This is a genomic window from Paradesertivirga mongoliensis (genome assembly GCF_024436395.1).
Lineage (GTDB): Bacteria > Bacteroidota > Bacteroidia > Sphingobacteriales > Sphingobacteriaceae > Paradesertivirga > Paradesertivirga mongoliensis.
In genome coordinates, this window is record NZ_JAFMZO010000001.1 from 1224705 (window position 1) to 1250041 (window position 25337).

At 42.0% G+C, this 25337-nt stretch carries 23 protein-coding genes; 20 read left to right on the top strand and 3 right to left on the bottom strand.

The features are described 5' to 3' along the window. Positions 1-135: 135 nt before the first annotated feature. From J3P43_RS05055 to J3P43_RS05140, 18 genes are all read left to right on the top strand, one after another. Positions 136-1497 (top strand): c-type cytochrome, encoded by a 1362-nt coding sequence (locus J3P43_RS05055; protein WP_255899866.1) that lies wholly within the window; start codon positions 136-138, stop codon positions 1495-1497. Positions 1498-1541: 44 nt separating this feature from the next. Then, positions 1542-4598: a TAT-variant-translocated molybdopterin oxidoreductase gene (locus J3P43_RS05060; protein WP_255899869.1), complete on the top strand. Its 3057-nt coding sequence runs from the start codon at positions 1542-1544 to the stop codon at positions 4596-4598. Positions 4599-4627: 29 nt separating this feature from the next. After that, positions 4628-6091 (top strand): NrfD/PsrC family molybdoenzyme membrane anchor subunit, encoded by a 1464-nt coding sequence (gene nrfD / locus J3P43_RS05065; protein WP_255899871.1) that lies wholly within the window; start codon positions 4628-4630, stop codon positions 6089-6091. Between the two features lie 2 nt (positions 6092-6093). After that, positions 6094-6630, top strand: a complete 537-nt coding sequence (locus J3P43_RS05070) for a DUF3341 domain-containing protein (protein WP_255899875.1) — start codon at positions 6094-6096, stop codon at positions 6628-6630. Next, positions 6623-7210: a c-type cytochrome gene (locus tag J3P43_RS05075; protein ID WP_369414781.1), complete on the top strand. Its 588-nt coding sequence runs from the start codon at positions 6623-6625 to the stop codon at positions 7208-7210. The genes J3P43_RS05070 and J3P43_RS05075 overlap by 8 nt, the downstream gene beginning before the upstream one ends. A 19-nt stretch (positions 7211-7229) precedes the next feature. Then, complete coding sequence (locus tag J3P43_RS05080; protein ID WP_255899879.1) at positions 7230-8465, top strand: quinol:cytochrome C oxidoreductase; 1236 nt, start codon at positions 7230-7232, stop codon at positions 8463-8465. A gap of 36 nt (positions 8466-8501) precedes the next feature. Beyond that, positions 8502-9812 carry a cytochrome c oxidase subunit II gene (locus tag J3P43_RS05085; RefSeq protein ID WP_255899882.1) on the top strand — a complete coding sequence of 437 codons (1311 nt, stop codon included), beginning with the start codon at positions 8502-8504 and terminating at the stop codon, positions 9810-9812. 16 nt (positions 9813-9828) lie between these two features. Beyond that, a complete protein-coding gene (locus tag J3P43_RS05090; RefSeq protein ID WP_255899885.1) occupies positions 9829-11721 on the top strand; it encodes a cytochrome c oxidase subunit I in 1893 nt (630 codons plus the stop codon). A 76-nt stretch (positions 11722-11797) separates the two neighbouring features. After that, a complete protein-coding gene (locus tag J3P43_RS05095; protein ID WP_255899887.1) occupies positions 11798-12868 on the top strand; it encodes a COX15/CtaA family protein in 1071 nt (356 codons plus the stop codon). After that, positions 12869-13741 (top strand): heme o synthase, encoded by an 873-nt coding sequence (gene cyoE / locus J3P43_RS05100; protein ID WP_255899889.1) that lies wholly within the window; start codon positions 12869-12871, stop codon positions 13739-13741. Positions 13742-13743: 2 nt separating this feature from the next. Continuing rightward, on the top strand, positions 13744-14340 hold the full coding sequence (locus tag J3P43_RS05105; protein ID WP_255899892.1) for a cytochrome c oxidase subunit 3: 597 nt from the start codon (positions 13744-13746) through the stop codon (positions 14338-14340). Positions 14341-14439: 99 nt separating this feature from the next. Next, positions 14440-15141 (top strand): cytochrome c oxidase subunit 3, encoded by a 702-nt coding sequence (locus tag J3P43_RS05110; protein ID WP_255899894.1) that lies wholly within the window; start codon positions 14440-14442, stop codon positions 15139-15141. A gap of 19 nt (positions 15142-15160) precedes the next feature. Next, positions 15161-15514, top strand: coding sequence for a cytochrome C oxidase subunit IV family protein (locus tag J3P43_RS05115; RefSeq protein WP_255899897.1), 354 nt, complete (start codon positions 15161-15163; stop codon positions 15512-15514). Then, positions 15507-16220: an SCO family protein gene (locus tag J3P43_RS05120; RefSeq protein WP_255899900.1), complete on the top strand. Its 714-nt coding sequence runs from the start codon at positions 15507-15509 to the stop codon at positions 16218-16220. The genes J3P43_RS05115 and J3P43_RS05120 overlap by 8 nt, the downstream gene beginning before the upstream one ends. Beyond that, on the top strand, positions 16220-16759 hold the full coding sequence (locus J3P43_RS05125) for a DUF420 domain-containing protein (RefSeq protein WP_255899903.1): 540 nt from the start codon (positions 16220-16222) through the stop codon (positions 16757-16759). Before J3P43_RS05120 ends, J3P43_RS05125 begins: the two co-directional genes overlap by 1 nt. Before the next feature lie 95 nt (positions 16760-16854). Beyond that, positions 16855-17130 (top strand): hypothetical protein, encoded by a 276-nt coding sequence (locus J3P43_RS05130; RefSeq protein ID WP_255899906.1) that lies wholly within the window; start codon positions 16855-16857, stop codon positions 17128-17130. Positions 17131-17172: 42 nt separating this feature from the next. Further along, positions 17173-17835, top strand: coding sequence for a DUF2461 domain-containing protein (locus tag J3P43_RS05135; RefSeq protein ID WP_255899909.1), 663 nt, complete (start codon positions 17173-17175; stop codon positions 17833-17835). Positions 17836-17843: 8 nt separating this feature from the next. Continuing rightward, a complete protein-coding gene (locus tag J3P43_RS05140) occupies positions 17844-18677 on the top strand; it encodes an OmpA/MotB family protein (protein WP_255899911.1) in 834 nt (277 codons plus the stop codon). Between the two features lie 151 nt (positions 18678-18828). On the opposite strand, the gene rfbC is transcribed toward J3P43_RS05140, so the two are convergent. From rfbC to J3P43_RS05155, 3 genes are read right to left on the bottom strand one after another with little or no spacing between them, the layout of a single operon-like run. Next, positions 18829-19377 (bottom strand): dTDP-4-dehydrorhamnose 3,5-epimerase, encoded by a 549-nt coding sequence (gene rfbC / locus J3P43_RS05145; RefSeq protein ID WP_255899913.1) that lies wholly within the window; start codon positions 19375-19377, stop codon positions 18829-18831. After that, complete coding sequence (locus J3P43_RS05150; protein WP_255899915.1) at positions 19377-19679, bottom strand: DUF4286 family protein; 303 nt, start codon at positions 19677-19679, stop codon at positions 19377-19379. The genes rfbC and J3P43_RS05150 overlap by 1 nt, the downstream gene beginning before the upstream one ends. 26 nt (positions 19680-19705) lie before the next feature. Beyond that, entirely contained in the window at positions 19706-21520 is a 1815-nt protein-coding gene (locus J3P43_RS05155) for a tetratricopeptide repeat protein (protein WP_255899918.1), read from the bottom strand. A 241-nt stretch (positions 21521-21761) separates the two neighbouring features. Between J3P43_RS05155 and J3P43_RS05160 the strand changes: the two genes are divergently transcribed. Both J3P43_RS05160 and J3P43_RS05165 read left to right on the top strand, forming a co-directional pair. Further along, positions 21762-23651 carry a S9 family peptidase gene (locus J3P43_RS05160; protein ID WP_255899920.1) on the top strand — a complete coding sequence of 630 codons (1890 nt, stop codon included), beginning with the start codon at positions 21762-21764 and terminating at the stop codon, positions 23649-23651. Between the two features lie 8 nt (positions 23652-23659). Continuing rightward, positions 23660-25336: a sensor histidine kinase gene (locus tag J3P43_RS05165; protein ID WP_255899922.1), complete on the top strand. Its 1677-nt coding sequence runs from the start codon at positions 23660-23662 to the stop codon at positions 25334-25336. The last annotated feature ends 1 nt before the right edge of the window (position 25337 follow it).

Here is a 25337-nt window from a genome sequence, read left to right on the forward strand (position 1 = left end):
GATTATAAATTAGTATTATAGGTCATTGCAGTGTCATGCATCGACTAATTAATTATACTTTTGTCCTCCGAAAATGTTGGGGGAATCTCATTCAGCTTTCGTATACATATCAAATTTTAAAGAGTAAAATATAATATGAGGAGCATCTCATTGTTTTTTAGAAGTGTTGCAAAATCATTATTCCTAGTATCTTCTTTAAGTATCGGTATCCATGCTTATGCACAAAATAACACGGACGCCAATGCTGCTGCGGGGCAGGCTACATCAGGATCGGCAGCTGCCGGAGCGCCTGTAGTTGCAGCTGCTACAGCAGGAGATGCAGGTGCTGGCGGAGCTATTTTCAAACAGAAATGTACCAGCTGTCATGCTATTGACCGTGCGGTGGTTGGTCCCGCATTGAAGGGTATTTCAGAGCGCCGCGACAGGGAATGGCTGACTAAGTGGATAAAGAACTCGCAGGCATTAATTGCTTCCGGCGATCCGGAAGCTGTTAAGCTGTTTAACGAGTATAACAAGTTAGTGATGACTCCATTCCCCGAGTTGTCTGATGATGATATCAGCAATATCCTTGCTTTTATCGACGCAGAAGCAAATAAGCCAGCCGAAGCGGCAGGTGGAGCTGGAACCGCTGAAGGAGGTGCCGAAGGTGGTTCTGAACAAGGTGTCAGCGATTGGATGTTAGGCGGGATAATTGTCCTTGTTCTGGTAGCTTTATTTGTAATCCTTGTTTTAAACCGGGTAATCAAAACCCTGGAGCGCCTCTTGCTTCAAAAACAAGGTGTAGTGGTAGAGGAAGTTGAATCTGAGAGCACCGCTGTGCGTTTCAGAAGATTGGCTAAAAACAAGAAGTTTGTTGGTTTTGCAGTATTGCTTCTTGTCATCTTCCTTGGTTCTGTAGGATGGAAAGCGATGTGGGAAACTGGTGTTCACCAGGGATACCAGCCCGAGCAGCCAATTAAGTATTCTCACGAGTTACACGCCGGCACATTAAAGATCGATTGTCAGTATTGCCACTTTGGCGCTTACAAATCTAAAAATGCCTCTATTCCTTCGGCCAACGTTTGTATGAACTGCCATAACTATGTTACCGCAAGCGATAAATACAATGGCGAAACTTCTCCGGAAATAGCTAAAATATATAAGGCTTTAGATTACGATCCTCAGTCTAAAACTTATGGAGACAATCCAAAACCAATTCAATGGATTAGAATTCACAACCTTCCTGATTTGGCTTATTTCAATCACTCCCAGCACGTAACGGTTGCTGGAATTAAATGCCAGGAGTGTCATGGTCCTATTCAGGGCATGAAGGAAGTTTATCAATATGCGCCACTTACGATGAAATGGTGTATCAACTGCCACAAAACAAAAGATGTGAATTATAAAGGAAATGCTTACTACGATAAGATAGTAGCTGTTCACGATCAATTGAAAAAAGGTGTTCAGGTAACTCCTGCTATCCTGGGCGGTATCGAATGCGGTAAATGCCATTATTAATAATTTTATAAAAAGAACTTAGCACAACAGTTTATATAGCTTAAATGGAAAGCAATAAAAAATACTGGAAAGGTTTAGAAGAGCTGAAAACAACTCCCGAGTTTGTGGAGAATAACAAAGGCGAATTTGCCGAGTCGTTGCCAATAGAAGAAATATTAAGTGATGCGGGCTTAAAAGCTCCAACTCCACGTCGTGATTTCTTAAAAGCGATGGGTTTCGGTTTAGGTGCTGTTACTCTTGCAGCTTGTCAGAAAGCTCCTGTTCATAAATCAATTCCTTATTTAATTAAACCTGAAGAGGTTACTCCCGGCGTAGCTAACTACTATGTATCAAGCTACAAAGGCCATGGTATATTAGTTAAAACCCGCGAAGGCCGTCCCATAAAATTGGAAGGAAATCCTGCGTGTATCCTAGGCGAAGGTCGTCTTGATGCCGTTACTCAGGCTTCAATTCTCGATTTGTATGATGTATCTAAACTAAAAGACCCCAAGTTAGATGGTAAGGACGCTACCTGGGCTTCGGTTGATACTTTCGTTAAAGGTGAATTGAATAAGATCCAGGCTGGCGGAAAAAAGATCAGAATCGTTTCATCGACAGTAAACAGTCCGTCTACAAATAAAGTAATCGCAGATTTTGTAGCAAAATATCCTAATACAAGACATGTTCAGGTTGATGCTGTTTCTTACAGCGGAATTCTTGGAGCAAACCAGGCTAGCTTCGGCAGGGCGGTTTTACCTCATTATCATTTCGACAGAGCTGATGTTATTGTGAGTTTCGGTGCAGACTTCCTGGGTACCTGGATCTCTCCGCTAGAATTTAACCGTCAATACGTTGTTAACCGTAACCTGGCGTCTTTAAAAAATAAAAAAATGTCGCGCCATGTTCAGTTTGAGGCTGGAATGAGCATGACAGGTACAAATGCCGACGTTCGTGTGGCATTGAAGCCGTCTGAAGAAGGACTTGCATTGTTAAACCTTTACGCAGTTCTTGGCGGCGGCGGCTCAGCTCCTAAATTATCCAATGCAAAGGCTGCAACAGCTTTAGGATTGGTTGCCAAAGAGCTTCTTGCAGCAAAAGGCAGAGCTTTAGTGGTAAGTGGATCTAACGATATCGCTACTCAAACTATTGTTAATAATATCAATACCTTATTAGGTAGCTATGGTACAACCATTGATATTACTAATCCTTCATACCAGTATTTAGGTAATGACGCTGACTTCGTAACTCTTATAGCTGAAATGCAGCGAGGTGAGGTTGACGGAATCTTCTTCCTGGACAGCAACCCTGCGTATAATTCAGTACTTCCGAAGGAATTTGCTGAGGGGTTATATAAAGTAAAACTTAAAGTTTCTTTTTCAGAGCGTCTTGACGAAACTGCTGCATTATGTAATGTGATTGCTCCGGTTCCACATTTCTTAGAAACGTGGGGAGATGCAAACGCGGTTGCCGGATACTATACTATTGTTCAGCCAACTATCAATCCGGTTCACAACACCCGTCAGGCCGAGCAAAGCTTATTAATCTGGTCTGATAACGCAATCAAGAACTATTATCAGTATGTAAAAAATAACTGGGAAACCAGTATACTTCCCGGCGCAGGCCTAAGCTGGAAGCAGTTATTGCAAACCGGTGTTGTAAATTCTGGCGCTGGTGCCAATGCTCCGGCCGCAGCAAGCAATGCTGCTCCTGCGGTTAACGCCGGAAATGCTGCTCAGGCAATCCTTGCCGCTTCTGCTGCTCTGGCAAAAGGAGGCGAAAGCGTTACCGAGCTTACCATCTATGAATCAGTAGGCTTACGCGATGGTTCATATGCAAATAATGCATGGTTACAGGAGCTACCTGACCCGGTTTCTAAGGTAACATGGGACAATTATGTTGCCTTAAACCCTAAATATGCAGATAAGTTAGGTGTTACGGAGTTCGATTTAGTTGAAGTAAAGGCAGATAATTATTCGGTTGTTCTTCCGGTTCTTTACCAACCGGGACAAGCCATCGGAACCGCGTCTATCGCAGTTGGTTATGGCCGCACCAAAGCAGGTAAAGTTGGGGATGAAGTAGGTAAAAATGCCTATCCTTTCCTTAAGCTTCAGAATGGTTCGTTACAAAACGCTGTTGCGGTAACAATTTCTGCAGCAGGAGGTAAACGCGAGCTCGCTCAGACACAAACACACCACTCCTACGAAGGACGGAATATCATCCGCGAAACAACTTTCAATAAATACGTTCAGGATCCTCATTCAGGAACCGGAAAGCACGGAGAGCATCCAACATACGATCTTTGGCCTGAGCATAAGCAAATAGGACACAGCTGGGTAATGGCTATCGACTTAAATGCTTGTACTGGTTGTGGCGCATGTGTGGTTGCTTGTAATGTAGAGAATAACATTCCTGTTGTAGGTCGTGATGAGGTTATCAAACGTCGCGAAATGCACTGGATCCGTATTGACCGTTATTACAGCTTCCAGGATGATCAGGGTGCCAGTCTTACCAAAGAAGACCAAATTGGTGATCTTGCAGAGGGCGATAGTACGCTTGAAGACGTGACAGTGATCAATCAGCCAATGTTATGTCAGCATTGCGATCACGCACCATGTGAAACGGTTTGTCCGGTTATTGCTACCATGCACTCTTCAGATGGTCTTAATCACATGGCTTATAATCGTTGTGTAGGTACACGTTATTGTGCGAACAACTGTCCGTATAAAGTGCGTCGCTTCAACTGGTTTAACTACTGGAACGATTCACGTTTCGATAACTACATGAATAATGAATTTACACAGTTAGTTCTTAATCCTGATGTTACTACACGTTCACGTGGGGTAATGGAGAAATGTACGATGTGTATTCAACGTATCCAGGGTGGAAAACTACAGGCTAAGATTGAGAAACGTCCTTTAAGAGACCTTGAGATCCAAACTGCTTGTCAGCAGACCTGCCCAACTAATGCTATTATTTTCGGAGACAGGTTTGATCCAAACTCGGCAGTAAGCAAAGCATTGGGTAATGAGCGCACATACTATGTGCTAGAAGAACTGAATGTTCAGCCAGGAATCGGATATCAAACAAAAGTTAGAAATACAACGGAAGCACAACAAGCTTAATTGATTAATATTAAGAGTTTTACAAGATTATGTCAGCACATAACGAATCAATATTAAGAGAGCCATTAATCACGGGTGAGAATATAACCTATTCTAAGATCACCGATGATGTATTGGTTCCGGTTGAAAATAAGCCCAATAAAGCCTGGTGGATAGGATTTACCGTTGCAGCTTTATTCGCACTTTTATGGGTGGTATCAGTAGGGTATACATTTTATGTAGGTATTGGTGCTTGGGGATTAAATAAAACAGTAGGTTGGGCATGGGACATCACCGGTTTCGTATGGTGGGTTGGTATCGGTCACGCCGGAACGCTTATTTCTGCGGTACTTTTGCTGTTCCGTCAAAACTGGCGTAACTCCATTAACAGGTCTGCGGAGGCGATGACAATTTTCGCGGTTATCTGTGCAGCAACCTATGTTGTGTCTCACATGGGGCGTCCATGGTTGGCATACTGGCCGTTACCGCTTCCGAATCAGTTTGGTTCGCTGTGGGTTAACTTTAACTCACCACTTGTTTGGGACGTATTTGCAATTTCAACTTACTTCTCGGTATCCCTTGTTTTCTGGTATACCGGCTTATTACCTGATATCGCTACTATCCGTGATAGAGCTGCAGGAGTTCGTAAGAAAATTTATACTATCCTTTCTTTCGGATGGGCTGGATCGGTTAAAAACTGGCAGCGTTTTGAAGCAGTCTCTTTAATTCTGGCTGGTATCTCTACTCCGCTGGTACTTTCGGTACACACCATTGTATCTATGGACTTTGCAACATCACTTGAACCGGGATGGCACACTACCATTTTCCCTCCCTACTTCGTTGCAGGAGCGATTTTCTCTGGTTTCGCCATGGTACAAACGCTTTTGCTGGTGGTAAGAAAAGTAATGAACTTCGAGAACTACATCACCATGTTCCATATCGAGTCGATGAACAAGATCATCATCGTTACGGGTTCTATAGTGGGTGTAGCCTATTTGACTGAGTTATTCATTGCCTGGTATTCTGGTGTAGAATACGAGCAGTATGCATTCTTAAACCGTGTTAGTGGTCCATACTGGTGGGCTTACTGGAGTATGATGACCTGTAACGTGATATCTCCGCAGCTTTTCTGGTTCAAGAAGATACGTACAAGTATTACGGCATCATGGATTTTATCCATTGTGGTAAATATCGGTATGTGGTTTGAGCGTTTCGTAATTATCGTTACTTCTCTTCACCGCGATTATCTGCCATCAAGCTGGGTAATGTTTTATCCGTCGATAGTGGATGTTTGCGTCTTCCTCGGTTCTATCGGGTTATTCTTCACATTGTTCTTGTTATTCTTAAGAGTATTGCCTGCTATCGCCATAGCGGAGGTGAAATTGTTACTGAAGAGTGCTAGTGACCAGGTGAAACAAAAACAGATTGCTGAAGGACATGTGAAGAAGGAAGAGGGCGAGGCGTACCAGGAATCATTAACAAAATACGATAGTGTAGATTACCTAAAGGTTTAACAATGAGCAACACGAAATATATTTTAGGTCATTTTGCAGATCCTGATGATATGATGCACGGGATTGAAAAACTGCAGGAAAATAATATCAGCATCTATGATGCATACACGCCGATGCCGATACACGGTATCGAGGCAAAATTGGGTTATAAGCGGTCGCGTTTGCCGATCGCCGCATTCTGCTTCGGAATTACCGGAACATGCGCAGGGTTCTCTATGATTTATTATATGCTGGTTTACGACTGGCCGATGAACATAGGTGGTAAGCCGGCTTTCGCAATGCCAAACTTTGTTCCAATTTGTTTTGAGCTTACAGTATTGTTCGCCGCTTTCGGAATGATGGCTTGTTTTATGTATGCGAACCATTTCTTCCCGGGACGCGCTCCGAGGGTAATGGATTTGAGAGCCAGTAATGATAGGTTTGTTCTTGCTATTGATGCAAAAACAAATCCATATCCTGAGAAAATTGTCGATTTATTAAATGAAGCCGGTGCAGTAGAAATACTTCACAACGAAAGGAAATATGTTAGTTATGAATAAGCTTAGGATCTTAAGTCTGACTTTTTTAACTGTTGCATCTGCTGCCATTATTTCGGCCTGCGGAGATAGCAAAAGCCAGGGATGGGAGTATGCCCGTAATATGTACGATCCTATTGCTTACAATCCGGATCAGCCAAATAAGAATTTTTCGAACCAACAAACAGCACAGTTGCCACCCGACGGAACAACACCTGTGGGTTACGACAGAGTAGTTGAAGAATATCCTAATACACTTGAGGGATATAATGCAGCAGGGGCAAGTTTGACAAACCCGGTACCTCGTACTCCGGCTTCTTTGAAAGAAGGTAAAGCATTGTACAAGAATATGTGTGCACATTGCCATGGGGCTACCGGAAATGGTGACGGCAGCGTCGTTACTGTAGGAAAGTTTCCTCCTCCTCCGTCATACTCAACCGGTAATTCATCCCGGGGCGGTGCCATGAGTGCATTAACAGATGGAAAGATTTTCCATACCATTACCTACGGTGTAAACCTTATGGGCCCTCATCGTACACAACTGTCTCCTACAGAGCGATGGAAAATCGTAATGTATGTTCATGAATTGCAAAAAGCTCAATAGTTAAAGTTTTAGCCAAAAAATGGGAACTCACAATCATACAACACATAATTTCAACGAACAATTCGAATTCTCGGGTAAAGCTAAAACCTGGAGTTTGGTTGCTATGCTCATTGGTATAGTAGCAATTGCGTATGGATTCTTAATCGATTCTTCCGAGCATCATTCTGAACGTACCTTTGCAAACCTACTTTTAATGGGATACTATTTTACTTGTATCTGCGCAGCTGGAGCTTTCTTTTTGGCTCTTCAGTTCGTCGCTCAGGCAGGTTGGTCGGCTGGTTTACTTCGTATACCGCAGGCTTTTGCAAAAGTTTTGCCGGTTGCTGCTTTTATCCTGATCCTGATCATCATCGCGGGTCTGTTCAGTCACAATTTATATCACCATTGGCATCTGGAAGGAATATCTGATGAGAAACATGCAAACTTTGATCCCATCGTAGCAGAAAAATCTAGTTTCTTGAATGCGCCATTTTTCCTGCTGCGTCAGGTAGTGTTTTTATCTATATACAGCATCTTCGCAGTATTACTTACCAGGTATTCAAATGCAGAAGACAAATTAGGGGGATTAGCGAATTATAACAAAAGCATCAAAGTAGCTACTATATTTCTGGTGATCTTTGGATTTACACAACCCATCTGGTCATTTGATACCATTATGTCTATCGAGGCTCACTGGTTCTCAACCATGTTCGGATGGTACAACTTTGCGGCTCTTTGGGTGAGTGGCTTATGCGCTATTACTTTAACCATTATCCTGTTAAAGAAATCAGGACATCTTACCTGGGTTAACGAAAATCACTTACATGATCTTGGTAAGTTCATCTTCGCGTTCTCTATCTTCTGGACTTACGTATGGTTCTCTCAGTTTTTATTGATCTGGTACGCAAACATCCCTGAAGAAACGGTTTACTTCTACAAAAGATGGGAAGATGAGTACAAGTTCTGGTTCTGGTTAAATATCGTGATCAACTTCCTTGCGCCAGTTCTGATTTTAATGACCAGAGATGCAAAGCGTCAGACAAATACACTGATGTTCGTTTGTATCCTGTTACTATGCGGACACTGGTTGGATTATTACATGATGATTATGCCTGGAAGCCTGGAAGAGCATCGCGATTTTGGAATCACGGAAATAGGAATAGCGATTGGTTTTGTAGGATTGTTTACATTTTTGATGTTAACTAAACTTGCCAGCAAGCCTTTAGTGCCTCAAAACCACCCATTGTTAGAAGAGAGTTTACATCACCAGATTTAAGGTTGAGGTATATATTAACGAATTGCAGATAAGAAAATGAAGCTTAATAAATTTATAAAACTCAGAGTATTTTTCATTGCAGCGTTCCTTTTTATGGCAGCTGTTACGGGATCTGCTTTTGCACAGGGCGCATTAGAGGAAACTACTCCCGGCGATCAGGTGGCAACTGATACATCTCAACAAATAAATTCTTCAACAGGCTCTATTGGTGATACTCCCGTAGAAATTATTGAATCTGCTGAAGACGATGAAAGCACTGTTGAAGCGGTTGTGGAAGTGAAAGACAACTCTGAATTATACAAATCAGTAAGTTATTACCTCCTTTTGTTTTTCTTGCTATGTGTATTTCTTGCCATTATTGGTAAAGTACTTAAGGTGTACGAACTTACCAGTGAGATACATGGAAAAACCAAGAAGCTGAACTGGGATAAGATCCAGGGTGTATTATTTGCCATAACTTTGGTTCTTGGACTTTACGGAACCTACTGGTCTTATAAAGTTTGGGGTAACATGGCTTCCGGAGAATCTGCTTCAGAACATGGCTTAGTGCTTGATTCAATGATGATGACAACCATTATCATCACTACCATTGTCTTTGTAATAACCCAGATCCTTTTATTTGGATTCGCATATAAGTATTCATCGAACGAAAAACGTAAGGCTTACTTTTATCCTCATAACAATACCATCGAACGGTTGTGGACGATCATCCCGGCTATAGCTCTTACAGTATTGGTATTATACGGGTTCTTTACCTGGCGGGCAATTACCAATCCTGCCGATGAAGAGATAAAACGCGCAGTGAATATCGAAATCACCGGCGAGCAGTTTAAGTGGAATGTTAGATATGCAGGTGAGAATAATCAATTTGGAGAAAGAAATTATAAGCTTACCAGTCCGACCAACGCGTTGGGAATAAATTTCAAAGATCCGAAAAGCTGGGACGACAAGCTGGGTGGCGAGATTGTGCTACCCGTAAACAAGCCGGTTCGTTTCACTATTCGTTCTAAAGATATTCTGCACAGCTTTTATCTTCCGGATTTCCGTGCTCAGATTAATGCTGTACCAGGAATGCCTACATACTTCCAGATGGTTCCGCGTCTGACTACCGAGCAGATGCGCGAGAAGACTAATAACGCAGCATTTAATTACACGCTGTTATGCGCAAAAATTTGCGGTGCAGGACATTATAACATGCAATATACAGTTAGAGTTGTGAGTGAGAAGGAATACGCAGAGTGGCTGGCTAAACAACCTCTTTTCTTTACTGATGATGTAAAGAAAGAATGGAAAATAGCCGGGAACAACGAAGCTGCAGAGAACAATAAATTAGCATTAAATAAATAATTCGATAAAACGAGATATGGCAAGCACAGCGATTCAGCATACATTAGAGCATTCTGGACACAGCCACGATGATCATGGGCATCACCATGAGACTTTTCTGACTAAATATGTTTTTAGTCAGGACCATAAAATGATTGCAAAGCAATTCCTTATCACCGGTATTATTATGGCGGTTATCGGGATGCTTCTTTCTATACTTTTCCGTATCCAGCTTGGCTGGCCTGATCAAAGCTTTCCTTTACTGGAAACATTTTTAGGCAAATGGGCAGAAGGCGGAAGGATAAAGCCTGATTTCTATCTCGCTTTAGTTACTATCCACGGTACCATCATGGTATTCTTCGTCTTGACGGCAGGATTGAGCGGTACCTTTAGTAATCTATTGATCCCTTTACAACTAGGCGCCAGGGATATGGCGTCGCCTTTTGTAAACATGTTGTCTTTCTGGTTCTTCTTTACCGCCTGCGTTATCATGATGGCTTCTTTCTTTGTTGAGAGCGGACCTGCAAGTGCCGGATGGACTATTTATCCGCCTTTATCGGCCCTGCCGCAAGCCATTTCTGGTTCGGCAGCCGGTATGACCTTGTGGTTAATAAGTATGGTGTTTTTTATCGCTTCTTCTTTAATGGGAGCATTAAATTATATCAGTACTGTACTTAACATGCGTACTAAAGGAATGGATATGTGGAAAATGCCTTTAACCATCTGGGCGTTTTTCCTTACCGCAATTTTGGGCGTTTTATCTTTCCCGGTACTTGTATCAGGGGTAGTGCTTTTGATATTTGACCGTAGCTTCGGTACAAGCTTTTACTTGTCTGAATTAGTAGTTCAGGGACAGGTACTTCCGCAACAAGGTGGTAGCCCGATTTTGTTCCAGCACTTATTCTGGTTCCTGGGGCACCCCGAGGTGTATATTGTTATTATGCCGGCGATGGGTATCGCTTCTGAAGTAATGGCTACAAATTCTCGTAAGCCAATCTTCGGGTACCATGCAATGGTTTATTCATTAATTGGTATCAGTGTTCTTTCATTTATTGTATGGGGACACCACATGTTCGTTACCGGGATGAACCCTTTCCTGGGCGGAGTATTTATGATCACTACGCTCATTATTGCGGTTCCATCGGCGGTGAAAACATTTAACTGGCTTGCAACTATCTGGCGCGGTAATATTCGTTTTACTCCGGCAATGTTGTTCGCAATAGGTTTGGTATCTTTCTTTATCTCTGGAGGATTGACTGGTATTTTCCTTGGAAACGCTGCTCTGGATATACCGCTGCACGATAGTTATTTTGTTGTGGCTCACTTCCACCTGGTAATGGGTTCGGCAGCTATTTGCGGGATGCTTTGCGGAGTATATCACTGGTTCCCGAAAATGTTTGGAAGGATGATGGACGAGAAACTGGGGTACCTGCATTTCTGGTTCACATTTATCGGTGCATACCTGGTTTTCTTCCCAATGCACTTTATGGGATTAGATGGTGTTCCTCGTCGTTACTATGCGTTCACCGAGTTCGAGTTCATGAAGGAATGGTTAACTGTTAACACGTTTGTGTCATGGGCGGCAATTATAGCGGCAATTGGTCAGATAGCTTTCCTTTGGAACTTCTTCCATTCAATTTTCTATGGAAAGAAAGCGGTTCAAAACCCATGGGAATCAAGTACCTTGGAATGGACAACCCCAGTAGAGCATCTTCATGGTAACTGGCCTGGCGAAATTCCAACTGTTTATCGTTGGCCATATGACTATAGCAAGCCTGGTCATACTACAGATTTTATTCCGCAGACTACGCCTTTCTCTCAAACTATGAGCTCTAATTTGCCTCACGATTTCGAAGGGAATCCTGAAGCTGAAAGAATTCAGATAGAATGGCAAAAGAAGCAACAGGCAGAAGCTGAACAAGGAGTTTAATTTAAAACTTAAATAGGGTTTGGGGTATCTGCTGTAAGTGTTCACTTACTGGATACCCCAAACTTTTTATAAAACCATGTATCCCTCTAGCGAAAGAAGATTTCTGGCGATCAACCAGCTTAGCATAATATCTCTTTTTGTGCTGATTTTAGCCGGAGGGGTGGTGCGAAGTACTGGTTCTGGAATGGGCTGCCCGGATTGGCCGAAGTGTTTTGACAGAATTGTTCCGCCTACAAAATCATCGCAGCTTCCGCCAAACTACCAGGATAAGTTTGTTCAGAAGCGACTTGAGAAGAATAACCGATTTGCTAAGAGTCTTGAAATGCTTGGATTTGGTGAGATGGCCGCAGAGATCCGAAACGATAAAAGCATTCTTGAACCGGAAGTATTTAATGCGGGGAAAACCTGGACAGAATACGTAAACCGCTTAATAGGTGCCATTACAGGACTTTTGTTATTGGGATGTGCTGTATTTTCTATCACATATCTTAAATCGCGGAAAAGAATAGTGGTGTTAAGTGTGTTCAACCTTCTGCTGGTTATATTTCAGGCCTGGTTAGGCTCCATCGTGGTTTCCACTAATTTGCTGGCGTGGATTGTAACGGTTCATATGCTTGTTGCTTTGGCGATTCTTGCAATCAGCATTTATACGTTTTTCCAGGCCCGGGTTTTAAGAGAGCGAAGCTTTCTGGCCAACCAGGAGCCAGGAGCAATCAAAATTGTCGCCATAATCGCTTTATGGCTTACAGTGTTTCAAATAGCTTTGGGAACAGACGTTCGCGAGCAAATTGATGCGATTGCCGCATCGTTAAATAATTTAAACAGGGCCGAATGGGTACAGCGAGTCGGCTTTGAGTTTGACCTTCATCGCGATCTTGCAATTTTGGTTTTCGTGTTCAACTTTGTGCTGCTTGTTTTGATCCGGAGGAAATATATGGGAAGTACTTACCATTTCCGGTACATGACATATATTATTCTGTTAATAGCAGTGCAAATTGTAACGGGTACCACGTTATCGCGATTTGCGTTACCGCCAGTGGCTCAGGCGGCCCATTTACTTCTGGCCTGCCTGTTGTTTGGAGCGCAGTATTACCTGCTTTTGTTATTGAAGCAGAACAGATTATATAAATCGAGAATTATAAGATAAGTGGCAGAAGGAAGCTTTATTTCAGACTTTAAGAAACTCATTAAGCTTAGGCTTACTTTCCTGGTTGTGTTCTCTGCATCGGTTTCTTTTTTAATCGGATGTAAGGAGCAAGACAATTATAATTGGTTTAACTGGCTGATATTAACCATCGGCGGCTTTTTAGTGACCGGTGCAGCAAATGGGTTTAACGAAATTATCGAAAAAGATCTCGATAAATTGATGACACGAACCAGCGACAGGCCTATACCGGCTGGAAGAATGACTACCGGACAAGCTTTGGTATTAAGTCTTTTTATGGGCATAGCGGGGACGTTGATTTTGGTTAGGCTAAACTTTTTGACGGGTGTATTATCGGTTTTTTCCATTTTGCTTTATGCCTTTTTGTATACACCTTCTAAAAGGAAATCGCCCATAGCAGTATTTATTGGAGCCTTCCCGGGGGCATTACCGCCGCTTATCGGATACTTTGCCGCTTTTGATAATCCTCAGATTTCCTGGATCCCAATCATCTTATTCTTAATACAGTTTGTCTGGCAGTTTCCGCATTTCTGGGCTATTGCCTGGGTATTGGATGATGATTATAAACGGGCAGGCTTCAGATTGTTACCAACAACCCAGCGGGATAAGATAAGTGCGGCAATGACCTTTTTCTCGACACTGGTGCTGATTCCCGTGAGCCTTCTGCCCACCATCATGGGTTTCGGCGGTTATGTCATCGGCGCTGTATCACTAGTCGCAGGACTAATATTCAGCTGGTTTGCCTTTAACCTGTATCGGAAGCTTGATATTGCCTCGGCCCAGAAAGTTATGTTTGGCTCTTTTTTCTACCTTCCTCTAGTTCAGTTAGTATTGTTATTTGATTTTATTCCATAATTATGACGACTTATAGTATGGCACAGAAACCTTTTGAAAACGACAGGGAGAACCTGAAAGCTAAGAAATTTATGATGTGGCTCTTTCTGGTTTCATCATTTATCTACTTTGCCGGCTTGACCAGCGGGTTTATAGTATATACCGCTGAAGATCCATCTCGCGGGATAAATACTATTCTTCCTGATGTATTTAAATACAGTACCGGAGTGATAATTTTAAGCAGCCTCACCATGCATCTTGCATACCTGGCAGGTAAGAAATTACAGTTCAGGATGCAGAATCTATATTTGTTGATAACAGCCGTTCTTGGGCTTTTCTTTTTCGTTTTCCAGTTCCAGGGCTGGGGCCTTCTTTTTAACCGTGGAGTAGTGTTTTCGGGAAACCCAAATGCGTCACAATCTTTCATTTATGTGTTCATTGCCTCGCACTTATTGCATATCGCGGTAGGTATGATTTTGCTTTTGAGAGCCGTACGTCTTAAATTCTCCAGGATCGATCCCGTAAGGAATACTTTCAGATTAGAGATCACATCTATATTTTGGCATTTTATAGATATACTATGGATTTATTTATATGTTTTCTTACTTTTGAACCAATAAAAACGTCCCGAATATTGTCCACAAACAACACGCACAAATCGGGATGTTCTTTGTGGCCTTTTTAAAAAACAAACAAAGACTTTCACAAAAAATAACAGAATGAGTACTACTATCTCACAATTAGACGAAGTTAAAACGGGTGCCTGGGATGGCGGAAAATCACCGGTAAATGCCGAGTATGGCAAGCTGATGATGTGGTTCTTCCTGCTTTCTGACGCATTTACATTTTCTGCTTTTTTAGTTTACTACGGTGCGCAGCGTTTCAGCAAACTTACATGGCCTGATCCCGATATCGTTTTCCAATCAATTCCCGGCATAGCTGACCACGGTTACCCACTTGTTTTCGTGGGAATAATGACCTTTATCCTGATCATGAGCTCTGTTACCATGGTACTTGCGGTAGAAGCTGGTCATCGTAATTCAAAAAAGGAAGTAGTTACCTGGATGATATGGACCATTATTGGCGGCGCCACTTTTTTAGGTTGCCAGGCTCTTGAGTGGACTCACTTACACCATGAAGGTTTTTGGTGGGGATCAATTCCCGATGCGGCAACGGTTAAAAGTTTGGGTGCTGATAACGTAAGTGCTACTCAGTTTGCGAATCTGTTCTTCACTATCACCGGCTTCCACGGCTTCCACGTTTTTAGTGGAGTTGTCATCAATATCATCATCACTTTGATGGTTATCAACAACGTGTTTCAAAAGCGCGGCACTTATCTTATGGTTGAAAAAGTCGGCTTGTACTGGCACTTTGTAGACCTTGTTTGGGTGTTTGTATTTACCTTCTTTTATCTAGTTTAATTTTTAATATCATAACAATATGGCTTCAGAGCATACACATACCACAGAAGGACACGAGCACGGCGAGCATGCGGGCATGACCAAAAAGAAAATCTGGACAGTGTTTTTTTACCTGCTAGGTATAACCGCGGTAGAGTTCATTATAGCATTAGTGCTAATTCCTAAAGGCATTATGAGCCAGGGTGTCGGTAACTTCATCTATATCGCCCTTACCCTGCTTAAAGCATTTTACATTGTTGCTTATTTCATGCACCTTAAGTTCGAAAAGTACGGCCTCATAACCTCTATAGTACTTTCACTTATATTCATTGTATACCTCATTGTACTTATGTTAAATGAAGGAACATACCTGAACCTGATGATGAATGAATAATAAATCTTCATTCAAAAAGATTTTGATCCTGGTGAGCGTATTGGCCTTACCAGGATTTTTATATTATTTACTACAGGAAAAAGGCAAGAACAGATATAAAGCGCTCGATATTTTTGGCCCCAAACAAGTTGCAGGCACCTTTCATACCAGGCGAGGGGTAAAGATCCCCGATACCATTTATCACCGCATTCGTGATTTTAAGTTGCTAAGTAATACCGGAGATAGTGTTGGTATTCCAACCGACAGTAACAAAATAGCTCTGGTAAATTTCTTTTTCACCCGGTGTAAAACTGTTTGCCCCGATATGAATGCAAAAATGGCCGCGATCGTATCTAAGTATCAAAATAATAAGCGTCTGCAGTTCTATTCTATTTCTGTTGATCCCGGGTTTGATACTCAGGAAGTTTTGAATAAGTACGCGCAAACATTTAATGTAAAAAACAAAAAGTGGAGCTTCCTTACGGGAGATAAAGACTTTATTCTTGAGCTTGCCAGAAAGGATTTTCTTGTAGATGCTCTACCCTCGCGGGTGGGTACGCATGAAATTATTCATAGCCCGATGCTGATTCTTGTAGACCCCGATAAAAAGATCCGGGGGTACTATGATTCTACACACAAAGAGCAGATGGCCAAACTGGAAGACGAGGTAACAGTACTTATAGCACAGCAACTGTTAAAGGAGACTTCTTTAAAACCACGTAGATAATGAATGATAAACTTGCTTTCCGGTTAGTTACTGCTGTTTCTATAGTTGTATTTCTTGTGATTGTGATTTTGCAAAGCCGTATAATAACTGTTTTTCCTGTGGGTTCAGAAATTCCTTCTTGGGTGTTTTTTCTGCCTAAGCTAAACGCGATGATAAATGGAACATGCAGCGTGCTGTTATTGATCTCATTATACCAAATAAAACGCAGGAATATCCAGGCTCACAAGATTTTAAATATTACCACTTTTATCCTTTCATCGCTGTTTTTGGTGTCGTATATCATTTTTCATGCAACGGGTATTCGCACAAGTTACGGCGGAGAAGGAGCCATTAAAGCTTTTTATTACTTTATTTTGATCACGCACATCATTCTTGCCGCAGTTGTACTTCCTTTAGTTCTCTTAAGCTTTTACAGCGGTTTGCGAATGAATGTAGCGCGACATAGGAAATTAGTTCGCTGGAGTTACCCAATATGGCTATATGTAACGATTACAGGAGTAATTGTTTACATAATGATTTCCCCTTATTATGCGCTGTGATGCTTTAATGGAATTTGAACAATAATGATAAGCTGCGTATGTCTGGCCGCACATTTGCACATCATTAATTTGCATATTTACCTTATCTTTGCACAATGAAAACTATTAAGTATTGTGCGGTAATAATTTGTTTTCTGATGTCGGTATCGTTCACTCAAAACGTTCAGGCGCAGTGCTCTATGTGTTCCCTTAATGCCGAGAATTCGGTGAAGCATGGAAATCATCAGGGAAAGTCACTAAATAAAGGCATTCTGTATCTTCTTGCCATGCCATATCTTGCGGTTGGGCTAGTGGGGTTTATCTGGTATAAAAAGTATCGCCGTAAGGATATTCTGATTGATATTAAAGACGAAAAGATCAATCTTAATTAAGCAGCATTCGCTAATTGCTGTTGAATTATTTATTTTCATCCCATGATCGATGCGTCGACCCTGAATTTTCTTAGAGACCTGTCCGGGCACAACGAGCGCGATTGGTTTAACTCGCATAAAAAGACCTACGAAGCTGCACGTGAAAATATCCTTGAGTTTACATCAAAACTTATTTCAGGCATAGCATCATTTGACAATACTGTTCCGGCAGATTTAAGCCCGAGGGACTGTGTAATGCGAATCTATCGCGATATACGTTTTAGCAACGACAAGACTCCATTCAAAACCAATTTTGGAATTGCTATATCTTCAAATGGCAAGAATTTCAAAGGACCGGGATATTACGTCAATATTCAGCCTTCCCGATGCTTTATAGCAGGTGGCTCCTGGTTTCCCGAAGCTGATGAACTTAAAGCCATTCGCCAGGAAATTGATTATAACGGATCGGAGTTGAGGGCAATTCTGGCGGAACCAGGATTTCAAAAAGTCTTTGGCGAATTAGATCGCGAAGCAGTTCTTAAAACCACACCAAAAGGGTATGCCGCCGACCATGAAGATATCGGGCTTTTGAAGCTCAAGAGCTTTACTGCAAGCGCTGAGATTGCCGATAACGCCATAACAAAATCCGGAGCTGTAAGCACTATCAGCTCGCGGCTGGAAAAAATATACCCGTTGATGGTTTTTTTGCGTAACGCTATTTCTTAATATTGTATATGAATAAAATTCTTCTCTTGTTATTTGCCGTTTTCTGCCTAAGCTCATGTATTGTAATGTCGACCAAAAAGTACCAAACATTGATTGCAGAACGCGATTCTTTGTCGGCTGGTTGGAGCGATGCGAATGTGCGGATTGAAACACTTGAAGAGGAGATCGCCAGATTGAAGGGCGACACTTCCCGGATCAACAACCGAATGGCAGAGTTGGAAGGAAAGCTCACCGGACTTGATGCCAATTACGCGTCGCTCCGCGCAAACAGTTCTTCGGAGATAAAGAAGCTTTCGGCCGATCTCGAGCGTCGTGAAGCCCGGCTTAAGGAAGTAGAAGAAATTCTTCGCAAGCGCGATGCAGCAACCAACGCATTGAAAGAGAAGCTCCAAAGCGCCTTATTAGGCTTCCAGAAAAGTGGACTGGCAGTTGATATAAGAAATGGAAAAGTATACGTGTCTTTAACCGATAAACTGTTGTTTTCTAGCGGAAGTATTGTGATCGATGATAAGGGAAAACAGGCGTTGGCGGAGCTTGCCAAGGTACTCAAAACTCAGCCGGAAATTAATATTTCTGTAGAGGGCCATACGGATAACCAACGGGTGGTAAATCTGGGTCAGATTAAAGATAATTGGGATCTGAGTGTGCTGCGTGCTACATCGGTAGTTCGTTATATGACTGATGAGCAAAGAATCGAATCGAACCGTATTACAGCTACAGGTAAAGGCGAGTTCCAGCCTGTGGCGGCAGGTAACTCTGCAGAAAACAGGAGCCGGAACAGAAGGATTGAAATCGTGCTTTCACCTAAGCTGGACGAGTTGTATGATTTGATCAAGGAATAATCTGCAATACAACGGAATGTACAGAGCCGCTGCTTTTCGGTATAAGCCGGATTGCAACGGCAGCTTTTTATTGGCCGGGGTAGCGGGTAGAAAATAAAAACTATAGTGGAAAGCCGGGCTGCAGTACACAGACCGTACCGCAGCACCCTTACTAAAATGGGCTCTCGAAGTCGCTAAACAAAGGCAACACCTTGTCTTTTTCTGAGAGAATCACTTCCTCTTCTTTTAAACCCCAGTCAATATTTAATTGAGGATCGTTCCACAGAACTCCGGTTTCGGATTCCTTGTTATAAAGATTGGTTACCTTATAAGAAAAGATGGTGTTGTTTTCCAGAGTAGCAAAGCCATGCAGAAAGCCCGGCGGAATCCAGAGCATTTTGAAGTTCTCGGCACTAAGTTCAACACTCACATTGTGCCCATAGGTTGGTGAATTTTTACGGATGTCGACAGCAATGTCGATCACACTTCCCTGAATTACCCTAACCAGTTTCCCCTGGGCAAATGGATTAGCCTGCGCATGTAAACCACGTAATGTTCCACGCTGAGAACAGGATTGATTGTCCTGTACAAAGTCGGCGGCAATTCCTGCTTCTTCGAAGATCCTTTTATTAAAGCTTTCGAAGAAATATCCGCGGTCGTCTTGCCATACTTTGGGCTCTATGATTAATACGCCCTCAATTGAAGTTTCGGTAAAGGTCATTAGTTGATGAATTCCATTATGGTGCTAAAATGGACTGACTGATTTTTAAATTTTGCCGTGAGTGAATCCAGCAGGGCAGATGCATGATTGTCTTTAAATTGGTTATAATTTTGAAGGTTATCTGCAATGAATTGAAGGCAATAGGTAAATCCTTCGTTCGGCGAGTCGAGTACTTTCAAAGTACGGTTAGACACTAATAAATTGCTGGATAGCGCTTCTGGAACAAAGGTTTCATTCACCCATTGAAGCCATTCTGCTTCAATTCCCTCGTCAATAATCACCGTGATATTATAAAGAATCATTTGCGAAGATAATTCCAATCTTTTTGCTAACCAAGATTATCTCCCCTCAAGGTTCGGAAACGTTTTCTGGCTTCGGTTACGTAAAGGCTGCCGGGAAAGTCGGTGATTATTTTCTGATAATACTCCATGGCTTTGGCGTTATTGTTCATGCTGGTTTCATATGTTTCTGCAAGCATGAAAAGTGCATCATCTGCCCAGAGGTCTGTGCTGTGATTAGCGATAATCAAATTAAGTTGTTCAATTGATTTATCCAGAAGGTTTTGCTTTTGATATATGCGTGCTTTCGACATCAGAATATCATCCTCCAACGAATTCTTAGGGTAGAGAGTATTTATGCTGTCGAGTGTTTTTAATGCCTTGTCGTATTGATTTGTAAAAATCAGAAAATCTGCTTTCGCGTATTTGATCAGTGCATTGGTGTCAGCTTCCGACTCTGTGTTTTCTGCAATCAGCAGGCTCAGATTCAATGCGTCGTTGGCAATCAGTTGGGATGTAGAGCTTTTCAATACATCTAATTGCGCCTTACTCCAGATAAAATCGCCTCTGTAATAGGATAACTTAGCGTTTTTAAATTTCGCTTCCTGACCGATGGGTTCGTTGGCGAATTCTTTTTCGACCTGGCCATACGTTAGTGCAGCTTCCCATATTTCGCCTGTCAGCACGTAAATGTCGCCTAACTCGAGTTTAGTCTGGCCGATCACCGCTTGTTGAAGTCCGGGTATTTTTATTACTTCTTCGAGCAGGCTTTCAGCGTTTTTTGGCTTGTTGAGGTAGAAAGCCTGAAGGGATGCAAGCTGTCGCATGGCAAAAACAGTGTTCCGGCTTTTTCCAAATTCGCCGAGCAGGGCTATGTAATCTTTCTCGAGCAGCAGAAGTTCGGGTTGACTTAATTTTGCGGAGGTTAGCCGCAAATTTTTGGTATATAAGATCTGCATTTTTGCCGGCACATAATGCGGGCCTGCCGGGCCTTTTGTGAGCAGATACTCCAGTGCTTCAATAGCTTGATCGTAAGCCTTATTTGATAGAAAAACGGATGTCAGGTCATAAACACGATCGCCGTCTTCTTTTAATCGTTTATCGAGGGCAATAATCTGCTTCAATGCCAGGTCAAACTCTTTTTGTTGAATATATTGCCAGGCCAGCATCTCGGCATACGCCACGTTTTGAGGTTCTTTTTGTAGTTTTTTAAGTAAGGCGGCTCGCAACAGGTCATAGTCTTCGGCCGACTCGAACAGGTTGGAGAAAGTGCTTTTTGCCTGGTGGATCAGTTGGGTCGAGGGATCCTTTCCCATAAGGTTAACATACTCCTGAACCAGCATGGGTTTGTTTTTTTGATAACGGTAAAGAGCCAGAAGGTCAAAGGCAAATGCGTTCTCATCATTGAGAATCTTTCGGCCGCTGTGCAGGGTTTTTACAGAAAAATCGTAAGCATCAGCACGATAGAAAGTGATTGAGAGATCCCGGATTGTGTTCTCGTCCTTAGGGAGATCTTTTATAAGGCTATTATACCATTCATTTGCTTTTTCTACCAGACCGCGCTCTTTTAAAATTCTGCCGAAATCTACCCGGAAACTGAAATTGTCTTTATGGGCGTTCATCATTTTCCTGACAAGCTTTTCTGCGTCATCGTATTGTTTCAGCTTAATCAAGGTGTTTAAATAGGGATCGTAATATTGCAGCTGATTTCTACCCTGATTAAACAGTTTTTGATAAATGCTTAAAGCTTTTGCGAAGTCGCCACTTTGATAATACTGCAAGCCCAGTACGTCTTCGGATGCCACTTGCGCCGACCCCGAAATGTAAGTCGATAACAGAAGAAATGCAATGAGTATTTTTTTCATACCTGAGTGTAAAGTGGGCGATCAGCTCTGGTTATTGAGTCTTAATGATAAAGATAACGAAAATGGCGATGTTTCATTTTTCAGGGCCGGATTTTTATATGTCAATCAAAAATAGTTCCTTAGCTACATGGTAATTAGCTGTATTCTAATTGTTACTTGTTCCAATTAATAAAAGGTATATTTTAGTAATTTAAACCCTCATAATTTCCGTTAGGGAGATATATTTCGGTGAGTTTTTTATATGCAGAGACAGTTGAAGAAATGGTTAAGTGTTATCGGGATGTTCCTGTTGGCGGCGTGTTCAGGCGAGCGGACTGCTAAGAAAATCCCATTGGACGATTTCTTTAAAAATCCGGTTAAAACTGCATTCAAGTTGTCGCCAGACGGAAAGTACATTTCCTATCAGCAGCCTTACCGTAACCGCATGAATATTTTTGTTCAAACAATCGATGGCAAGAATGTTACGCGGGTTACTAATGAAACTGAGTATAATATCCGACACTACTTTTGGGTAAATAATAATGAATTGTTATTTACTAATGACAACAACAGAAACAAGAGCGCACATCTATATGCCGTATCCCGCAACGGGGAGAACTTTAGGGGACTGTTGCCCGTAGATTCAGTGCGCGTACGGTTTGTGAATTCGGACAATGTAGTGAACAACGAGTTGCTCATTGCACTTAATAAGCGAGATTCGACCATTTTTGACGTTTACCGCTTAAATGTAAGTACCGGAAAACTTACTCTTGCCGAACAAAACCCCGGAAACATTATCCATTGGTTTGCAGATGATTCTGGCATTTTACGCATGGCACTCGCGGGTGATGGCGTAAACGAGACACTGCTTTTCAGAAACTCTGAGAAGGAGAAATTCAGACCGGTGATTACAAATAATTTCAAAAATAAGATTGCCCCGGTGGGATATTGCAATACTGTCAAAAGCCGGATCTATGCACTTTCAAATCTAAACCGCGACAAAACCGCGCTGGTTGAGTTCGACTGCGCCACCGGGAAGGAGACCAAAGTTATCGTTTCGCACCCGGAGGTTGACATTAGTGAAGCGGGATATTCGCCATCGAAACATAAGCTTCTTTATGCCGGATACGAAACATGGAAAAAGGAGCGAAAATACCTGAATGACTCTGTAGCTGCGGTATATAAGCATCTGGAAAAATTGCTGCCTAACACGGAAGTGAGAATTGTAGATAAGGATTCGGCAGAACAGCAATTTATTATTAACACCTTTACAGATAAGACTCCCGGCGCGTTTTATCACTATTCCATCAAAACAAAAAAGCTTGTAAAACTTAGTGACATTAATCCGTCAATACCTAAAGATGAGATGTGCAGCATGAAGCCTATCTCGTATACATCGCGAGACGGTCTTACCATAAATGGCTACCTTACTCTTCCCTTAGGGCGCAGAGAAAAGAATCTCCCTTTAATTGTAATTCCACATGGAGGGCCTTCTTTCAGAAACTCCTGGGGGTTTAATTCTGAAGTTCAGTTTCTTGCAAACCGCGGATATGCCGTGTTTCAAGTGAATTTTAGAGGCTCAAAGGGTTATGGAAAGAAATTTTGGATAGCTGGCTTCAAAAAGTGGGGCAGTGAGATTCAAAACGACATTACTGATGGTGTTAAATGGCTGATCAACGAAGGTATCGCCGATCGAAAGCGTATTGGTATTTATGGTGCGGGATTTGGTGGATACAGCGCTTTGCACGCCCTCTCTTTCGAGCCCGATCTTTACGCTTGCGGGGCATCGCAATCCGGGTTTCTTAACTTATTTACGTACATAAAAGCGGTTCCACCACATTATCGTCCCACACTTCAAATGTATTACGAGATGGTTGGTAACCCCGAGAATGAAATAGACCAACTACGTGCCATATCGCCTGTTTTTCACACGGATAAGATTAAAGCGCCATTGCTTATCGCTCAGGATCTTAAAGACGAGCGGGTAAATATTAATGAAACGAATCAATTTGTAAAAGAACTAAAGAAGAGGAAAGTTCCAATCACCTATATTACTAAAGAAAGCCGGGCATTTAACTTTCGTAATCCCGAGAACCGGGTGGAGTTCTATAAAGAGCTTGAGAAGTTTTTCGCAGCTAATTTGCGGAAATAGTTGAACCTATGGGAAGTCTAAAGGAATATTATTACCGTAAGAATAGTCTTCTCAATACCGTATTTTTAGTATTCATCAGTATTTCTCTTTTTGTGGCATTGTGGCTTGCTCATAACTTAACAGAAAAATTTGTTGAAAATGAGTTTAATACGCAAAAAATTTCGGTCCTTGAAGAGACGGTTAAACCTTACAATGATTTCTTTTCGAAAAAGGTTCCCGAGATCTCTTTTTATCAGGGTTATCTGGACTCGGCCTCAGTAGTTAAGTATGCTGATACGGTGCTGAGCAGGTATCCCTTCGTAAGCAGGATTATATTTTATGATACTCAGGTGGGCAACCGTTCGGTCCAGAACGCCTTCAGGGTCAATAACTTCTCGATGCATCCGCGGGTTATTTACCAGTTAGGGCGCGACGTTCCTCCAGATTCTACCGTATTGTACCGAAGCCCGGGTGAGAAGCCCGCCATTAGAGCTGTAGACGAATTTAACAGAATGGCAGTAAAGTTTTCGGCCTTTATAGAGGGGCTTGATACCGCAAAAAACCTTGCGGAAACCGAGCCTTTTGATGTGTTCTATAATATAACGCATAACCCCAGTAGGATAACGTTTATGAACATACCCCGCGAGGAGGATTTAAAGAACTTTCACGAACTAATGTTTAAGCCTCAGGGGAAGTCGGCGGTGTACGAACAGGATATTTTGTCTTTCCGTCTTAATCCTTTAAAGTTAAAGATTAAAAATAATCATCCCGAGCTTTATGAAGATATCAGCATTAAACCCATTGTTTTCGAGTCTGTTGACACCGATCCCAACCTTTTAACCACCGATTTGTCCTTATCCGGAGCGTTTGCTGCATATAAATTATTTTTTAGCTCCAGGACGAGCCACTTATCAAGGGAGATAAACCGGCGGTTTTTGCCGGTAGCGCTATCAATTTTATTGATCTATAGTGTTTTAGGCTTTATTGCCTATCTCATTTATCGAAATCTGAACATAAACAGCAGGATGTTTAAACTTCAATACGATTTCATAAATAACCTCACTCATGAGTTTAAAACGCCCTTAAGCGTAATAAAAATTGCCGGAAATAATATCCGAAGCGCCAATACACTTTCGGATAAAGAGCGGTTTAGATATGGCAAAATCCTGGATGAGGAAGCAGATAAGCTGAACGATTTGATGAATAAGCTATTGTCGTTTACTCAAATTGAGAATCAGTCCATACAGATAAAAAGCGAAGAACTTAACCTCGAAGTGTTTGTTCAGAATCTGATTGATGCGTACCAGATTAAATATCCTGATTATCAGATAACTTACGATATCCGGAAAGTGGAGACTTTTAAGACGGACCCGGTGCTGATGGCCAGTATTTTTCAGAATCTGATAGAGAATGCTTACAAATACTCGTTGCCAAAAAGGAAGGAGCTGCATATCGATATTGCTCTTGAACGCAGCAAAATAGTTTTTCGCTTCGCAGATCAGGGCATCGGAATACCGAAAGAAGAAATGGAGAATATATTCAGAAAATTCTACCGTATTCAAAGTCAGTACAATCAACAGGGAAGTGTGGGTTTGGGACTGGCCTTTTGCAAGGAGCTGGTTAATTTCATGAAAGGTGATATTTTTGTTAAAAGTAAAGTCGGAATAGGTTCCGAGTTCACTATAGTTTTACCCTACGAACCATAAA

Excerpts from the sequence above, each read along its gene's own strand:
- J3P43_RS05110 (WP_255899894.1), top strand. The coding sequence starts at position 14,440 with ATGAGTACTACTATCTCACAATTAGACGAAGTTAAAACGGGTGCCTGG.
- nrfD (WP_255899871.1), top strand. The coding sequence starts at position 4,628 with ATGTCAGCACATAACGAATCAATATTAAGAGAGCCATTAATCACGGGT.
- rfbC (WP_255899913.1), bottom strand. The coding sequence starts at position 19,377 with ATGACCTTTACCGAAACTTCAATTGAGGGCGTATTAATCATAGAGCCC.
- J3P43_RS05130 (WP_255899906.1), top strand. The coding sequence starts at position 16,855 with ATGAAAACTATTAAGTATTGTGCGGTAATAATTTGTTTTCTGATGTCG.
- J3P43_RS05135 (WP_255899909.1), top strand. The coding sequence starts at position 17,173 with ATGATCGATGCGTCGACCCTGAATTTTCTTAGAGACCTGTCCGGGCAC.
- J3P43_RS05140 (WP_255899911.1), top strand. The coding sequence starts at position 17,844 with ATGAATAAAATTCTTCTCTTGTTATTTGCCGTTTTCTGCCTAAGCTCA.
- J3P43_RS05150 (WP_255899915.1), bottom strand. The coding sequence starts at position 19,679 with ATGATTCTTTATAATATCACGGTGATTATTGACGAGGGAATTGAAGCA.
- J3P43_RS05160 (WP_255899920.1), top strand. The coding sequence starts at position 21,762 with ATGCAGAGACAGTTGAAGAAATGGTTAAGTGTTATCGGGATGTTCCTG.
- J3P43_RS05155 (WP_255899918.1), bottom strand. The coding sequence starts at position 21,520 with ATGAAAAAAATACTCATTGCATTTCTTCTGTTATCGACTTACATTTCG.
- J3P43_RS05070 (WP_255899875.1), top strand. The coding sequence starts at position 6,094 with ATGAGCAACACGAAATATATTTTAGGTCATTTTGCAGATCCTGATGAT.
- J3P43_RS05125 (WP_255899903.1), top strand. The coding sequence starts at position 16,220 with ATGAATGATAAACTTGCTTTCCGGTTAGTTACTGCTGTTTCTATAGTT.
- J3P43_RS05075 (WP_369414781.1), top strand. The coding sequence starts at position 6,623 with ATGAATAAGCTTAGGATCTTAAGTCTGACTTTTTTAACTGTTGCATCT.
- J3P43_RS05095 (WP_255899887.1), top strand. The coding sequence starts at position 11,798 with ATGTATCCCTCTAGCGAAAGAAGATTTCTGGCGATCAACCAGCTTAGC.
- J3P43_RS05080 (WP_255899879.1), top strand. The coding sequence starts at position 7,230 with ATGGGAACTCACAATCATACAACACATAATTTCAACGAACAATTCGAA.
- J3P43_RS05120 (WP_255899900.1), top strand. The coding sequence starts at position 15,507 with ATGAATAATAAATCTTCATTCAAAAAGATTTTGATCCTGGTGAGCGTA.
- J3P43_RS05085 (WP_255899882.1), top strand. The coding sequence starts at position 8,502 with ATGAAGCTTAATAAATTTATAAAACTCAGAGTATTTTTCATTGCAGCG.
- J3P43_RS05115 (WP_255899897.1), top strand. The coding sequence starts at position 15,161 with ATGGCTTCAGAGCATACACATACCACAGAAGGACACGAGCACGGCGAG.
- J3P43_RS05090 (WP_255899885.1), top strand. The coding sequence starts at position 9,829 with ATGGCAAGCACAGCGATTCAGCATACATTAGAGCATTCTGGACACAGC.
- J3P43_RS05165 (WP_255899922.1), top strand. The coding sequence starts at position 23,660 with ATGGGAAGTCTAAAGGAATATTATTACCGTAAGAATAGTCTTCTCAAT.
- J3P43_RS05105 (WP_255899892.1), top strand. The coding sequence starts at position 13,744 with ATGACGACTTATAGTATGGCACAGAAACCTTTTGAAAACGACAGGGAG.
- J3P43_RS05055 (WP_255899866.1), top strand. The coding sequence starts at position 136 with ATGAGGAGCATCTCATTGTTTTTTAGAAGTGTTGCAAAATCATTATTC.
- J3P43_RS05060 (WP_255899869.1), top strand. The coding sequence starts at position 1,542 with ATGGAAAGCAATAAAAAATACTGGAAAGGTTTAGAAGAGCTGAAAACA.